We start from the raw sequence: 16147 nt of genomic DNA on the forward strand, positions 1-16147 counted from the left end.
CATTCAAACTGTTTATATCAAAACTACTTAAGGAACGCCTAACGGCGTCAATATGGGGCAATCTTGTTTTCTTTGGAAATAAATTTTTAAATCTTCCTTTTTCCAACCAATGTTCGAGTCTATTAAAACTTTTAAGTCTACAGATAAATGTGAACAGAACTATAAATGAAATAGTTGAAGTTTCAATTTGAGGATTTATTCTTCCATCTTTTAACCCCTTGATTTTTTCTCCAAGATGGTATACCTTAGAGAAGTAGGTGAGCATTTGTTTTAAATAACGTTTGTTCATCTCAAAACATCCTTTCTATTGGGTTTGTAGCAAAATTCATTATAGAAAGGATGTTTTCATTTTTAAACCCTAAATTTTTTCCAGTAAAAATCGGAATTTACATATTTCAATTATTATTCATCTAAACCATTACATATCAAGGGGCTACGCCCTATTTATTTTTTAATCTGCGAAACTTCTGAATAATAATAAGAAATATGCAGAATTACTAAAAACTGTTATAAAACAAATAAGCTTATTAAAGGGTGAAATACAACAAGAACAATTATCAATTGATAATATATCTAATATAAATGATGAAAGAATTAAAAAATTTTATGATGAATATCTTTTGTTTTTAAAAAACTACAAAAAAGGTGATATTAACTCGTGTTTACGTAATTTGGCTAATGAGATTATAATATTAAAAAATTTTCATTAGTCCAAATTTCATAATAAAGAATGTTAGTAAAATATCAAACAAGGGGAGTGAAATTATGAATCAACAAAATTGCTGCTGTTGTGGTGGAAATCAAGTAGACGAAAGATTAGAAAATGCAAAAGAGGTTATCCAAAAATACAAGGATGTTAAAGGTGGCCTAATACCAGTATTACATCAAATTCAAAACATTTATGGTTATCTTCCTGAAGATGTTTTAAAGATTGTATCACAGGAGCTAAATGTTCCAATGTCAGAAATTTATGGTGTAGCTTCCTTTTATTCATATTTCTCACTTGAACCAAAGGGTGAACATATAATTAGAGTATGCCTTGGAACAGCTTGCTACGTTAAAGGTGCACAAGGTCTTATCGATAGACTATCTAAGGAGCTTGGAATTGAAGTTGGAAAAACAACTGCCGATGGAAAGTTTACATTAGAAGCTACAAGATGTCTTGGTGCGTGTGGCCTTGCTCCAGTTATGGTTATTGGAGAAAAAGTATATGGTAGATTAACCCCAGAAGATATTCCAAACATCTTAAAGGAGTATAAATAAGAGGAGATTTTATGAGGGAAATTTCTCTTCATATTATGGATATAGTAGAAAATTCGATTAATGCGGAGGCTACGTTGATTGAAATAGAAATAAAAGAAAATATAAATGATAATCTTCTCACAGTTAAAATAAAAGACAATGGCAAAGGGATACCTAAAGATATGTTAGAATCTATTACTGATCCTTTTGTAACTTCAAGGACAACAAGAAAAGTTGGCTTAGGCTTATCTTTATTTGAGGCAACATGCAGGGCTTGTAATGGGTTTTTAAAGGTTTCTTCACAGGTAAGTAAAGGAACAGAAGTTGTTGCTGTAATGCAGTATGATCACATTGATAGGCCTCCGATGGGTAGAATTGAAGAAACGATTGTATCCTGCTTGTTGAATCCTAAAATAGATTTTGTTTATACACATAATATTAACGGTAAATTATTTTCAATTGATACGAGGGAAGTAAAAAAAATTTTAGGCTTTGATGACTTAAATCATCCAGAAGTTTTGATGTGGATAAAGGAATATATAAAAGATAATTTAAAAGAAATAGGTGGAGGTGCCTAAAATGAAAACATTAAAGGAATTAGAGGAAATAAGACAAAGGACCCTTGATAGAGTAAACCAAAGGAAGGACAGAACAACAACAAGAATAGTAGTTGGTATGGCAACCTGCGGAATAGCAGCAGGAGCAAGACCTGTTCTTCTTGCTATTATGGAAGAGGTTGAAAAGCTTGGATTAGCAGATGTTACAGTTGCTCAAACAGGATGTATAGGTCTTTGTAAAATAGAGCCCATTGTTGAAGTGTCTAAACCTGGCGAAGAAAAGGTAACTTATGTAAAGATGGACGCAGAAAAGGCGAGAAGAATAGTAAGGGAGCATGTTAAGGACGGTAAGGTAGTAGAGGAATATACACTTCATGTAGTTCAAGGTAAGATACTAAACGATTTTAAGGCAGAAAATGAATGATTGGAGGGGAAGTTATGGCATTTTATCGTTCACAGGTATTAATCTGTGGTGGGACAGGCTGCACATCATCAGGTTCAATGGATTTAAAGGAAAAGTTTCATGGAGAAGTAAAGAAAAATGGAATAGAAAATGAAATAGAAATAATAAGGACTGGATGTTTCGGACTTTGCGAATTAGGCCCAGTAGTTATAGTATATCCAGAGGGAGCTTTCTACAGCAGAGTAACGGTTGAGGATGTAGAAGAGATTGTAAAGGAACACCTTGTAAAGGGGAGAGTAGTAAAAAGACTTTTATATACAGAATCAGTAGACGAAGGAAGAATAAAGTCATTAAACGAAGTAGACTTCTACAAGAAACAATACAGAATAGCCTTAAGAAACTGCGGTGTAATAGACCCTGAAAACATAGACGAATACATAGCTTTTGATGGATACAAGGCTTTAGCGAAGGTTTTAACAGAAATGACGCCACAGGAAGTTATAGAAGTAGTTAAGAAGTCAGGTTTAAGAGGAAGAGGAGGCGGAGGATTCCCAACAGGACTTAAGTGGGAGTTTACGGCAAAGTCACAGGGTGATCAAAAATATGTAATATGCAACGCTGATGAAGGGGACCCAGGTGCCTTTATGGATAGATCTGTTCTTGAGGGGGACCCACATTCAGTATTAGAAGCGATGGCAATAGCAGGATATGCAATAGGAGCAAATCAAGGGTACATTTATGTAAGGGCGGAGTATCCAATAGCGGTGCAAAGACTTGAAGTTGCAATAAAGCAGGCAAGGGAATATGGAGTTTTAGGCAAGAACATTTTTGGGACAGGCTTTGATTTTGATATAGAGGTAAGACTTGGAGCAGGAGCCTTTGTATGTGGAGAAGAAACAGCTCTAATGAACTCAATAGAAGGAAAAAGAGGAATGCCAAGACCAAAGCCTCCATTCCCAGCACAGTCAGGACTATGGGGCAAACCAACAGTAATAAACAATGTTGAGACCTATGCAAATATTCCACCAATCATTTTAAATGGAGCGGAATGGTTTGCATCTATAGGAACAGAAAAGAGCAAGGGAACGAAGGTATTTGCCCTTGGTGGAAAGATAAGAAATACAGGGCTTGTAGAAGTTCCAATGGGGATAACATTAAGAGAAATAATATATGAAATAGGTGGAGGAATACCAAACGGAAAGAAGTTTAAGGCAGTTCAAACAGGAGGGCCATCAGGAGGATGTATACCTGCAGAACATTTAGATACTCCAATTGATTATGATACATTAACAGCTTTAGGTTCAATGATGGGATCAGGCGGTATGATTGTAATGGACGAAGATAACTGTATGGTAGACGTTGCAAGGTTCTATTTAGAGTTTACGCAAGATGAATCCTGTGGAAAATGCACTCCATGTAGAATAGGAACAAAAAGATTATTAGAGATACTTGAAAAGATAACAGAAGGAAAAGGAACAGAAGAGGATCTTGAAAAATTAGAAGAACTATCTATTCAGATAAAGAATACAGCCCTTTGCGGACTTGGACAGACGGCACCAAATCCAGTATTATCAACTTTAAAATACTTTAGACATGAATATGAAGCACATGTAAAGGAAAAGAGATGTCCAGCAGGAGTATGTAAGTCACTTATGAAGTATGAAATAGTAGCAGAAAAATGTAAGGGCTGCAGCATCTGTGCAAGAAACTGTCCAGCAAACGCAATAAGTGGAAAGGTAAAGGAACCATTTGTTATAGACCAAGATAAGTGTGTAAAATGCGGCGTATGTATGGAAAAATGTCCATTCAAGGCAATCGTGAAAAAGTAATTTAAGGGGTGAAGACGATGGAATTAGTTAAATTAACTATAGATGGCTTTGAAGTTGAAGTTCCAAAGGGAACAACTGTCCTTGAAGCTGCAAGAAAGATTGGAATTGAAATACCTACACTTTGCTATTTAAAGGATGTTAATAAGTTTGGAGCTTGTAGAGTATGTGTTGTTGAAGTTGGTCCAAGGCTTCTTGCTTCATGCACACTAGAGGCTGAAAATGGCATGGTTGTTAAAACAAATACTCAAAAGGTTAGAGAGGCAAGAAAGGCTGTTGTTGAATTGATCCTTTCAAATCATAAGAGAGAATGCACAACTTGTATAAGAAGTGAAAACTGTGAACTTCAGAAAGTATCAAAGGAGCTAAATATAAGGGATTTAAGATTTGAAGGAGAAAAGACTCATGAAGATATAGACAGTGCTTCAGCTTCAGTTGTCAGGGATCCTGAAAAGTGCATACTTTGTGGTAGATGTATTGCAACTTGTAGCGAAGTTCAGACAGTCTATGCTATTAACTTTGCAAGAAGAGGATTTAAAACAAAGGTTTCGCCTGCCTTCAATAAATCGTTAGCTGATACTGTTTGTATAAACTGCGGACAATGTATAATGGCATGTCCTGTCGGTGCATTGTATGAAAAGGAAAATATAAAAGAAGTATGGAAGGCGATTTCTAATCCAGAAAAATTTGTTGTAGTTCAAACTGCGCCAGCTGTTAGAGTTGCTCTTGGTGAAGAATTTGGCATGCCAATTGGAACAAGAGTAACTGGTAAGATGGTGGCAGCTTTAAGAAGATTAGGCTTTGACAAGGTTTTTGATACAGATTTTGGAGCTGACGTTACAATCATGGAAGAAGGAACAGAGTTATTAAATAGATTAAATAAAGGCGAAAGGTTACCACTTATGACATCCTGCTGCCCTGGATGGGTAAAGTTTGTTGAACATTATTATCCTGAAATGACGGAAAATCTTTCAACCTGCAAGTCGCCAAGTGAAATGGAAGGAGCTTTAATTAAGACTTATTTTGCTGAAAAGATGGGAATCGATCCAAAGAATATAGTGACTGTTTCCATAATGCCCTGTGTAGGTAAAAAATTTGAAGGACAAAGAGAAGAATTGTCCCATAACGGCTTACAAGACGTAGACTATGTATTAACAACAAGAGAATTAGCACAAATGATAAAGGAAGCAGGTATTGACTTTGTAAACCTTCCTGATGAAGAATTTGATAATCCATTTGGAGAATCAACTGGTGCCGGTGTAATTTTTGGGGCTACTGGAGGAGTTACAGAAGCTGCATTAAGAACTATATATGAAATAGTTACTGGAAAGGAACTTGAAAATATCGAAATTACAGCAGTAAGAGGAGTAGAAGGAATTAAAGAAGCTGAAATTGAATTAAACGGAAAGGTAGTTAAGGCAGCAATTGCACATGGACTTGCTAATGCAAGAAGAGTATTGGAAATGGTAAAAAGTGGAGAAAAGCATTATGACTTTATAGAAGTAATGGCTTGTCCAGGTGGATGTGTAACAGGTGGCGGTCAGCCTATAGTTGATGCAAAAACAAGGGAAAAAGTTGATGTGAGAGTAGAAAGAGCAAAGGCTATATACGAAGAAGATAGACACTTACAAATCAGAAAATCCCATAAAAATCCATATGTAATAAGACTTTACGAAGAGTTCTTAGGTGAGCCAAATAGCCATAAGAGCCATGAGTTGTTGCATACACACTATGTAAAAAGAGAAAAGTATTAATTTAATATAAAGCGTGCAAGATGTCTTGCACGCTTTATTGATACTTGTTTTTATTCATAATTAATGCTAAACTATAAAAGAGAATTTGATAAGTATGTTTAAAAATTAATAAAATGTTTAAAAATTATTAAAGGGGTAGTCAATATGGGTAAGTATAATTATAGGGGAATAGGTTATCTAATAATACTGCTTTTAATATTTGGCCTTGCAGGGACAATGCTTGGAGAGATAATTGGTTCATCCCTTAATCAACTTTCTATTTTACAAAAAAGTTATTTCTTAGGGCTTAATAAACCAATATTTTTGGATTTAAAGATTTTTACATTGACCTTTGCTTTATCTTTTAAAGTTAATATACTTACTATTGTAGGAATGATTTTGGGCTTTTTCCTTTATAAAAAAATGTAGGTGATGATATGAAAAGAATCCTTCTTGCTTCATCATCCCCAAGAAGAATTGAATTGCTTCGTAAATTCAATATAGATTTTGATATTGTCCCTTCAAGTTTTGAAGAAAAAATTTTCGAAATGGATCCTATATCATTAGCAATAGATATGGCAAAGGGTAAAGCTCTTGATGTTGCTAAAAATATTAATAGAGATTTTATAATAATTTCAGCTGATACCATTGTTACTAAGGATGGTAAAGTTTTTGGAAAGCCTAAAGATGAAGAAGATGCAATTAAAATGTTAAAGGTATTAAGTGGCAGCACCCATGAAGTTGTAACAGCTATTTGTGTATACGATTTAGGTAAGGAAATTTTAAAATGCGACTTTGAGAAAACAGAAGTGGTTTTTAAGGAATTAACAGAACAAGAGATTTTGGATTATATAAATACAAAAGAACCCTTTGATAAAGCAGGGGCATATGCCATTCAAGGCATTGGTAGCTTGTTTGTCAAGTCAATAAATGGATGTTTTTTTAACGTTGTTGGTTTACCAATATTTAAACTAGATCAACTTTTAAGGGAAGTGGGGGTTAATTTGTTAAAAGGGAGTGTTTCTTTTGAGTAATTTTAGAATCAGGGATATCCCCCACGATGAAAGACCAAGGGAAAGACTTATAAAATTTGGTCCAGAATCTTTATCAAATGCTGAACTTTTGGCAATATTGTTAAGAACAGGGACAAAGGATTTTAGTGCAATAAATTTAGCACAAAACATAATTTCAAAAAATGGTCTTGACTTTTTATCTAATTGCACTATTGAAGAATTAAGTAGTATTAAGGGCGTAGGCTTAGCAAAGGCTGCACAAATCAAAGCTGCCATTGAATTAGGTAAAAGGTTAAGAGGTTTGAGAAATTCAAACAAAATCAAAATTACTTCTCCAAAGGATGTATTTAACTTAATAGGAGAAGACATGAGGTATTTAAAAAAGGAATTTTTAAGAGTTATTTTTCTAAACACTAAAAATATTGTTATTGATATAAAGGACATTTCAATAGGAAGTCTTAATTCTTCTATAGTTCATCCTCGTGAGGTGTTTAGTGAGGCTATAAGAAGGAGCAGTTCTTCCATAATTATATGTCATAATCATCCATCAGGTGATCCTGAGCCAAGCATGGAGGATATAAATATAACTAAGAGGTTATTCGAAGTTGGCAAATTAGTTGGGATAGAACTGCTTGATCATATTATTATTGGAGATGGCTGCTATATTAGTTTAAAGGAAAAAAATTTATTCTAGGAAAGGAGTATATGACATGGCATTATTTGGATTTTCAAAGGATATGGGTATCGATTTAGGAACAGCAAACACATTGATATATGTAAAAGGAAAGGGTATTATATTAAGGGAGCCTTCAGTAGTTGCTATTAGAAACGACAATTCAAGACAAGTATTAGCAGTTGGCGATGAAGCAAAAGAAATGATAGGAAGAACACCTGGAAATATTGTGGCAATTAGACCATTAAAGGATGGGGTTATTGCTGATTTTGACGTTACACAGACAATGCTAAAAAAGTTTATACAAAAGGTTACTAATGGAGGTGCCTTTGTAAGACCAAGAATTGTTGTATGCTATCCATCAGGTGTAACAGAAGTTGAAAAAAGGGCAATAGAAGAAGCAACTAAACAAGCAGGAGCAAGGGAGGTTCATTTATTAGAGGAACCAATGGCAGCAGCAATTGGTGCAGGACTACCTGTAAATGAACCTACGGGAAGTATGGTTGTAGATATTGGTGGTGGAACAACAGAGGTTGCTGTTATTTCATTGGATGGCATTGTAACAAGTAAATCTCTAAGAATTGCTGGAGATGAACTTGACCAGTCAATTGTTAATTATATAAAGAAGGAATATAATTTAATGATTGGAGAAAGAACAGCCGAACAAATAAAGATTCAAATTGGTTCAGCCTTCCCAGAAGATGAAGAAATGACTATGGATATAAAGGGAAGAGATTTAGTTTCAGGTCTACCAAAGGTTATAACAATTACTTCATCAGAAATAAGAGAGGCAATAAAGGAGCCTGTTACAGCAATAGTTGATGCTATAAAATTTACATTAGAAAAAACTCCACCCGAACTTGCAGCTGATATTATGGATAAAGGAATTATGCTAACAGGTGGAGGAGCCTTATTAAGAGGACTTGATAAATTAATTAATAGTGAAACACATATTCCAGTTCATGTTGCTGAAAATCCATTAGATTGCGTGGCCATAGGAGCTGGTAAGGCATTAGAATATATCGATAAACTTTCTGGAACTAAAGGATTTGGACTTTCCAAATCAAAATAGAAAGAGGGATAATTATGGACTTTTTAAAGAACAAGCTACTTACAATAGTGCTTGTTCTTTGTCTTGCATTTACGATATTTATAGGAATAACCGCTGGTAATAAAGGAAATACTGGCATAGTTCAAAATATATTAACAATGGGGTTTAGACCCCTTCAGAAAACTTTATATGTAGCAGGGCAAAGAATAAGTAATATTTTTCAGTTTGTATCCTCTCTTGCCAGTTTAAAAAAAGAAAACGATGAATTAAAAAAGGAAGTAGAGGAGCTAAGGCTTAAATTAGTAGACTTTGAAAAGTTTAAAAAGGAAAACGAAGAGCTTAACAAGCTACTTAATTTTAAAAATTCCAATAGAAATATTAAATTATTAGGAGCAAATGTTATAGCAAAAGTTGGTGGGGAATGGTTTGATATTTTATTGATTGATGTAGGAAGTAACGATGGTGTAAAAAAGGGTCAATATGTTATTGCAGGAAACGGTTTTGTTGGACAAGTAATAGAAGTTAATCAAAATAATTCCAAGGTAATGACTATTTTGGATGAAATGGCTAATATTCCTGCTAAAGTTTCTTCTACTGAGGATATTGGTCTTCTTACAGGTATAAAATCAATCAACAAAGACAAACAATGCAAAATCAGTATGCTTCCCTATGATACTAAGGCAAAGGAAGGAGATTTAGTTGTAACTACCAATATTATTTCTGAAGGAGATAGTATCATTCAAGACAATATTTTAATAGGGAAAATAACATCAATTGAAGAGGAAAAGCCAAATCTTACAAAAGTTGCCTATATAAAACCAGAAGTAGATTTTAAAAAATTAGAAAAAGTTATGGTTATTATTAAGTAGGGGAGAAGAATAAAGTGAAAAGAGCTTTAACTTTTATTTTAATTTCAATTTTTATTTTAATATTGCAGCAATCCTTTTTATCAGGGCTGAAAATAAACTTTTTGGCCCTTGATGCTACTCTAGCTTTTATTGCTTGCTCATCTTTGCTATTAGATGAGGTTGAATCCTTTATTGTTGCATTAGTAACAGGACTAATTGTTGATAGCTTTTCACCCTATGTTTTTGGAGTTAATTCGATTATATATATATCTATATCGTATTTGTTTGCATTAGTCCAAAAAAAGATTTATAAAGAAAGAACATTAATACTAATATTATTAAACGTCTTGGCGGTTATATTGAAATATTTGATTATATTTGGGAGTTATTATATTGCATCAATAAAAATTGACTTTATAAAGATAATTAAAGATGTAGTTCCTTTTGAGCTGATTTCTAACACAATTTTTGCTATTTTACTATTTAGCTTTTTAAAAAAGATAGTTAATATTGCTTTTTTACAAAAAGAATGGAAGTTTTAGAATAGGGTGATAATATGAAAAAAAATGAAGCAGCAAGAATTGCTGCCTTTAAATATATTATTTATTTTGTTTTCATTACATTGATATCAAGAGTATTCTATCTACAAGTCGTTAACGGCGAATATTATAGAACACTTGCAGAAGAAAAGGGAAGAAAGTTTATAAATGAAATTGCACCAAGGGGAGAGATTTTAGATAGAAATGGCAATAAACTTGCAACGAATGTTCAAAGTTTTAACATAACTTATAATAACGTCAAGTCAAAGGCAGATAATGATGAAATTAATAAGGTTTTATTAGACACGATTAGATTAATAATTAAAAATGGTGACGAACAAAAGATAAATACACCAAATTTTCCTATAGTGTATGAAAATGGTATCTTTAAATTTGATTTTGGCTCATCAGAGAAGGAGATAAATAAAAAAAGAGAAGTAAAATTTAAAGAATTTTATAAACTTGATGAGGGCTTAAATGCAAAGGAAAGTTTTATAGAATTAGCAAATAAGTTTGGCCTGTTAGATTCATATAACAATAATAAATTTATCTTTAAATATAATATGACAATTGACGAAGCTTTGAAGTTAATCGCCTTCAGGCATTCTATTCAAGAGTCGATATTTTCACAATATAGGGCAATATATGTTGCAAAAAACGTTAGCAAAAAAACAGCCCTTGCTGTTGAATATAAAAGAAACAATTTGCCAGGGATTTTTACAGAAATATCACCAATAAGAAAATATCCATATGGTGAAGTTGGTTCAGCCTTTTTAGGATATTTAGGTAAAATTAGTGAGGAGGAAAAGGACTACTATTCAAGCTTAGGCTATGATATAAGCAGGGAATTGATAGGAAAGCAGGGACTTGAAAAAGCATTAGAAAATAATAAGGAGTTAAATATAGCACTAAGGGGAGAGCCAGGAGGTATTGAAGTTGATGTAGATAAATTTGGAAGGATACTGCACGAAACAGCAAGACTTGATTCAATACCTGGGGATTCAGTTGTAACGACCATTGATGTTGAATTACAAAAGGTTGCCGAAAAGGCCCTTGATGAAACTATGGAAAATATTAGAACAAGAAAAATTCCAACTGATGAACCATATCCTAACGCAAACATTGGCGCTGCAGTTGTCGTTGATGTAAAAACTGGAGAAATTTTAGCTTTAGCAAGTAGGCCAGGATTTGATCCAAACTTGTTTGCAGAAAAAGGGTCACCACCAAAGGAGCTTGTAGAGTATCTGTGGCCACAGGGTCGAGATTTTGGTTTAGTTCCTCTTCCTACATTTAATTATGCAACTTATGGGACTGCACCACCAGGATCAACATTTAAACCATTGGTTGCTATTGCAGGATTGCAGGAGGGCGTGATAAGTCCAGACACAATAATAGTTGACAAAGGGGTATATGATGGATTACCAGGATTTCATCGTGCCTGCTGGATATGGAATGAAAAAAGAAGGACTCACGGTCCTGTAGATGTTGCAAAGGCTATACAGGTTTCCTGCAACTACTTTTTCTTTGAAGTAGGAAAAAGATTAGGGAGGGAAAAATTTAACGAATGGGCATATAAATTTGGACTTATTAGAGACCCTAAAACAGGAGAGATGCCTAAAACGGGAATTGAGATACAAGAAAATCCAGGTGAAGTTGCAAACCCTCAAAAAATAGTGAGAAGCAATGTTGATTATACTATGTATGTTATAAAAGAAACACTAAAAAATAAATACAAAATTTACACAATCGATAGTGGAACGCCTGGATATAGGGCATTAAGAAATATGCTAATATCGGGCCAGTATGATGAAAATTTACTTGATTCAATTGGAATATTTGATGAAAAGGCTAAAAAATTTATAAAAAGTGAATTAAATATTCTTCATACTGATGCAAATAAATTTTATCAGATTTTAAATGCTTCGATTGGTCAAGGTTATACGGATTTAACTCCCCTTCAGATGGCAAGCTATGTTTCTACTTTGGTAAATGGAGGAACAAGATATAAACTGCACCTTGTAAAAAAGGTATTAAACCCTGATGGGACGGTTAAATATGAAAATAATCCTGAAGTTTTGCAAAAATTAAACTTAAATCCTAAATATGTTGAAGCTGTTAAGGAAGGTATGAGGAAGGTTACAGAAGAGGGTGGAACAGCTTCTTCAACATTTAGAAATTTCCCTATTCCAACAGGTGGGAAAACAGGAAGTGCTTCGGTAGATGATTCATTAAAGCTCAAAGGGCGTGCTGCCTATGGCTGGTATATTGGATTTGCTCCCTATGATAATCCAGAAATTGCGGTTGTTGTTGTAATTTACAATGCAGGACACGGAAGCTATGCTGCACCTGTTGCAAGGGCAATATATGAACAATATTTTGGGCTCAATAAACCTGCAACTAATTCCACAAATAATACAAATAGTAGTTCGAATAATCAGCTCAATAGAAATAATTAAGTTTGGCTGTCGTTTTGCGAAAACGACAGCTTTTGTTCACTTTATGTATTTTTTTAGTTTCTTTTGTATGATAAAATAATAATTAAACGAAAAAATAATTTGAAATTATGAAGGATTTAAGCTTTTTGTGAAGAATTATATTAAATAGAAAGTGGAGGTTAGGAATGGGTTCTGTAGTTTTCAAAGGCAATAGAAATGGTATTGTTGTTTATGTTTTAGGAAAAGAACCTAACGAAATTAAAAAGGATATCTTTGAGAAATTATGTCAGGGCAAGGACTTTTTTTATGGAAGTAGGATGTATCTTAAAAGTGACTATGAGCTTTCAGAGGAATTCCTACATAGCTTGAAGGATGAGTTATTAAAGGAATTTAACATAAACTTGATTTTTGAGGATAAAAAGACCAATACACCTAAAAAAGGTCAAGATTTAAATGAAGCGATAACAAAAATATATAAAAGAACAATAAGATCAGGACAAAGAATCTTCTATGATGGCAACATCGTCATTATAGGCGACGTAAATTCAGGGGCTGAAGTTGTAGCAACTGGGAACATAATAGTTCTTGGAGTTGTAAGAGGTATTGTCCATGCAGGGGCAGATGGAAATTATAAGGCCTTTATAGCGGCTTATGAATTACAGCCGGAACAGATTAGGATTGCTGATGTGATATCAAGATCGCCGGATGATAAGATGAATAAACCTAAGATTCCAGAGGTGGCAAAAATTAAAGGAAAATTTATTTCTATAGAACCATATTTACCTAATAAACTAATCTAAAGTGGAGGGATTTTAATGGGAACATCGATAGTAGTAACATCTGGAAAGGGTGGAGTAGGAAAAACCACAACTACAGCAAATATAGGAACAGCCCTTGCAATGCTTGGGAAGAAGGTTGTAGTTGTGGATGCTGATACTGGTCTTAGAAATCTTGATTTACATTTAGGTTTGGAAAATAGGATTGTTTATAACCTTGTAGATGTAGTTGAGGGAACCTGCAAATTAAAACAAGCTCTTATAAAAGATAAGAGGCTCGATAATTTATTCTTGCTTCCGACAGCACAAACAAAGGACAAGACAGCAGTTACGCCTGAGCAAATGCAGGAACTTGTTGAAAATCTAAAAAACGAGTTTGACTATGTTATTATAGACTGCCCTGCAGGTATAGAACACGGTTTTGAAAATGCTGTAGCAGGAGCCGACAGAGCAATAGTGGTTACAACCCCTGAAGTATCAGCAGTAAGGGATGCAGATAGGATAATAGGAAAGCTTGAAGCAAAGGGCTTAGAGGACCATCAGCTTATAATAAACAGGATTAAATTTGAAATGACGAAAAAGGGAGAGATGCTAAATATTGATGATATGACTGATATTTTAGCGATTAAGCTATTAGGAATCGTTCCTGATGATGAAAAGATAGTCATTTCAACAAACAGGGGAGAGCCAGCTGTAACTGATCCGGCATCTAAAGCAGGACAAGCTTATAAAAATATAGCAAGAAGGCTTTTAGGTGAAGAAGTGCCATTTATGGAATTAGATAACGAAGAATCCGGATTCTTCTCAATATTCAAAAAGCTATTTAGAAGATAGGAGGGGTGTTATGGATTTTTTAAAATTATTCAGCAAAGAGCCTCCGTCAAAGGATGTAGCTAAGGAAAGGCTTAAATTAATATTGATACATGATAGGGCAAATGTTTCTCCCACTTTTCTTGAAATGCTAAAAAGCGATATAATTAGAGTGATATCCGATTATGCTGAAATAGATGAGAGAGGTTTAGAAATAAAATTAACTAAAGCAGGTGAAGAAGGAATCAGCACTCCAGCTTTAATTGCAAATATTCCAATTAGAAAAATGAAGGATACCGCAAAATAAAAATCATAACCCTTTACAAGAAATATATATTTACCTTGTAAAGGGTTATGATTTTTAATATAATTATTTAGTAAAAGAGCCTATATATAAGGAGTGTTGTTATGCTAACAAAATTAAGCGTTGATAAGAAAATTATGAAAAATATAGATTATTCTATTATTTTTAGCATGATATTTATAATTGCATCTGGCATAATATCGATAGGAGCAGCAACTTTAGCCTTTAGCCAGGGAAACTTGCAGAGGCTAATTTTTCAATCCTTATTCTTTATAATCTCTATGGCAATATTTTTTCTAATTATATTTATTGATTATAATATAATTGGTGGATATTATAAGATACTTTATTCCATCTCAATTATCTTATTAATAGCAGTTCTATTATTTGGAAGTGTAAGAAATAACGCAAAGGCATGGCTAGGGGTAGGACCATTAGGTATTCAGCCTTCGGAGTTTGCTAAATTAGCGACTATAATAACAATAGCAAAGGTTTTAGAGGATATTGAAAACATCAATACCTTTAAAAATTTATCAAAGATAGCCATAATAGCATTAATTCCTATGGCCCTTATACAACTTCAGCCGGATACAGGAACCAATTTAATATTTGCAATGACTATCTTAGGCATGATTTTTGTGGCGGGGCTTGACCTTAGATTTATTTATTGGACTGCAATTGCTGGATTAACTTCATTTATAGCTGTTTGGAAGCTTAATATTTTAAAGGAATACCAAAAAAACAGAATTTTAGTTTTTCTAAAACCAGAAATGGACAAACTTGGTGCAGGCTATAATGCTTATCTGGCTAAAATAGCAGTAGGTTCAGGGAAGTTTTTTGGAATTGGGCTTTTCAACTCTGGTTTAACCGATGGAAAGTTTATTCCCGAAGCACATACAGATTTTATATTTTGCGTTTTTGCTGAGAAATTTGGGTTCATTGGCGTTCTTTTATTATTACTTGCTTATTTGAATATTTCCTTGAAGGGATTATATATAGCTAAAAATTCTAAGGATAGATTTGGAAGGTTCTTGGTTATCGGAATTTTATCTATGTTTGTATTTCAAATATTGCAAAACATAGGTATGGATATAGGACTTATGCCAATAACAGGGATACCTCTTCCATTTATGAGTTATGGCGGTAGTTCACTTCTTACTAACGTCATATCAATAGCACTTATTGTTAACGTCGGAATGAGAAAACAAAAAATAAACTTTTAAAATTTCCCCCTTAACATATAGGAATAATTTAATTCATATAATGTTAAGGGGGTGATTATATTGTATTCACAAAATTATTATAATCACATTAGAAATAGAAATAAAAAATCAAGCGATTTTTTAAGCAAGTTAATAAATAATTTATCGATAGTTCTTATAATATTAATTTTTTTTATAGTATTAAAGGCTGTAAAGACAAATACAGCCCTTTGGATGAATGAAGGAATTAAAAATGCCTTTTACAAGGACTACACACAGCAAATAAAAAGCTTTGCAATGAATAAACTAAGCTCATTTAACTTAGGCTCGATTAAGGTTTTCAAACAGCAGGAATTTATTATCGATCAGGTTCCAATTGAAGGGAAAATAGTTTTAAAGTTTGGTGAAAAAATAAATGAAGATAATATTTCAAAAGGCATTATTTATGAAACGGAAACTTCAAAAGATGTTAAGGCAATTTTTGATGGAGTTGTAGAAAAAATAGAGGCAAATGATGAATATGGGCTTTTAATCACTATAGATCATAAGAATGGTTATAAATCTATATTCGGTTACTTAGATGAAATAAGATTAACTGAAGGGGAGACAGTAAAAAAAGGAATGGTAGTTGGAGTTAACGGTTTGATTCCGAAAACAAAAAAGTATGCATTATACTTTGAACTGCAATTCAATAATACTTCTGTTGATCCATTAAAATACATAAAGCAATATTAA

At 33.3% G+C, this 16147-nt stretch carries 18 protein-coding genes; 17 read left to right on the forward strand and 1 reads right to left on the reverse strand.

Features of this window, described 5'->3' with window-relative positions; genetic code table 11:
• Positions 1-289, reverse strand: a 289-nt coding sequence (locus Q3V94_RS09695) for a hypothetical protein (RefSeq protein ID WP_368506515.1), incomplete at its 3' end; no start/stop codon positions are given.
• A gap of 476 nt (positions 290-765) precedes the next feature.
• Between Q3V94_RS09695 and nuoE the strand changes: the two genes are divergently transcribed.
• From nuoE to Q3V94_RS09780, 17 genes are all read left to right on the forward strand, one after another.
• A complete protein-coding gene (nuoE, locus tag Q3V94_RS09700; RefSeq protein ID WP_303527225.1) occupies positions 766-1263 on the forward strand; it encodes an NADH-quinone oxidoreductase subunit NuoE in 498 nt (165 codons plus the stop codon).
• Positions 1264-1274: 11 nt separating this feature from the next.
• Positions 1275-1820 (forward strand): sensor histidine kinase, encoded by a 546-nt coding sequence (locus tag Q3V94_RS09705; RefSeq protein WP_303527227.1) that lies wholly within the window; start codon positions 1275-1277, stop codon positions 1818-1820.
• A gap of 1 nt (position 1821) precedes the next feature.
• Entirely contained in the window at positions 1822-2223 is a 402-nt protein-coding gene (locus Q3V94_RS09710; protein ID WP_303527230.1) for a ferredoxin, read from the forward strand.
• 14 nt (positions 2224-2237) lie between these two features.
• Positions 2238-4031 (forward strand): NADH-quinone oxidoreductase subunit NuoF, encoded by a 1794-nt coding sequence (gene nuoF / locus Q3V94_RS09715; RefSeq protein WP_303527231.1) that lies wholly within the window; start codon positions 2238-2240, stop codon positions 4029-4031.
• 17 nt (positions 4032-4048) lie between these two features.
• Positions 4049-5782, forward strand: a complete 1734-nt coding sequence (locus Q3V94_RS09720) for an NADH-dependent [FeFe] hydrogenase, group A6 (protein WP_303527233.1) — start codon at positions 4049-4051, stop codon at positions 5780-5782.
• A 144-nt stretch (positions 5783-5926) separates the two neighbouring features.
• On the forward strand, positions 5927-6190 hold the full coding sequence (locus Q3V94_RS09725) for a DUF4321 domain-containing protein (protein WP_008907581.1): 264 nt from the start codon (positions 5927-5929) through the stop codon (positions 6188-6190).
• 8 nt (positions 6191-6198) lie between these two features.
• Positions 6199-6795 (forward strand): nucleoside triphosphate pyrophosphatase, encoded by a 597-nt coding sequence (locus Q3V94_RS09730; RefSeq protein ID WP_303527237.1) that lies wholly within the window; start codon positions 6199-6201, stop codon positions 6793-6795.
• Positions 6779-7468, forward strand: a complete 690-nt coding sequence (gene radC / locus Q3V94_RS09735; RefSeq protein ID WP_303527240.1) for a DNA repair protein RadC — start codon at positions 6779-6781, stop codon at positions 7466-7468. Before Q3V94_RS09730 ends, radC begins: the two co-directional genes overlap by 17 nt.
• A gap of 16 nt (positions 7469-7484) precedes the next feature.
• Entirely contained in the window at positions 7485-8519 is a 1035-nt protein-coding gene (locus tag Q3V94_RS09740; protein ID WP_303527243.1) for a rod shape-determining protein, read from the forward strand.
• Positions 8520-8533: 14 nt separating this feature from the next.
• Positions 8534-9367, forward strand: a complete 834-nt coding sequence (gene mreC / locus Q3V94_RS09745) for a rod shape-determining protein MreC (protein ID WP_303527246.1) — start codon at positions 8534-8536, stop codon at positions 9365-9367.
• Positions 9368-9381: 14 nt separating this feature from the next.
• Positions 9382-9888 (forward strand): rod shape-determining protein MreD, encoded by a 507-nt coding sequence (gene mreD, locus Q3V94_RS09750; protein WP_303527249.1) that lies wholly within the window; start codon positions 9382-9384, stop codon positions 9886-9888.
• A gap of 14 nt (positions 9889-9902) precedes the next feature.
• Complete coding sequence (locus Q3V94_RS09755; RefSeq protein ID WP_303527252.1) at positions 9903-12341, forward strand: penicillin-binding transpeptidase domain-containing protein; 2439 nt, start codon at positions 9903-9905, stop codon at positions 12339-12341.
• A 164-nt stretch (positions 12342-12505) separates the two neighbouring features.
• Positions 12506-13120 carry a septum site-determining protein MinC gene (gene minC / locus Q3V94_RS09760; protein ID WP_303527253.1) on the forward strand — a complete coding sequence of 205 codons (615 nt, stop codon included), beginning with the start codon at positions 12506-12508 and terminating at the stop codon, positions 13118-13120.
• Between the two features lie 15 nt (positions 13121-13135).
• Entirely contained in the window at positions 13136-13930 is a 795-nt protein-coding gene (gene minD / locus Q3V94_RS09765) for a septum site-determining protein MinD (protein ID WP_008907589.1), read from the forward strand.
• A 10-nt stretch (positions 13931-13940) separates the two neighbouring features.
• Positions 13941-14213, forward strand: a complete 273-nt coding sequence (minE, locus tag Q3V94_RS09770) for a cell division topological specificity factor MinE (protein WP_008907590.1) — start codon at positions 13941-13943, stop codon at positions 14211-14213.
• Positions 14214-14314: 101 nt separating this feature from the next.
• Complete coding sequence (gene rodA, locus Q3V94_RS09775; RefSeq protein WP_303527255.1) at positions 14315-15433, forward strand: rod shape-determining protein RodA; 1119 nt, start codon at positions 14315-14317, stop codon at positions 15431-15433.
• Positions 15434-15493: 60 nt separating this feature from the next.
• Positions 15494-16147, forward strand: coding sequence for a murein hydrolase activator EnvC (locus Q3V94_RS09780; protein ID WP_303527257.1), 654 nt, complete (start codon positions 15494-15496; stop codon positions 16145-16147).

Source organism: Caloramator sp. CAR-1 (genome assembly GCF_030546345.1).
GTDB classification, from domain to species: Bacteria; Bacillota; Clostridia; order Clostridiales; family Caloramatoraceae; genus Caloramator; species Caloramator australicus.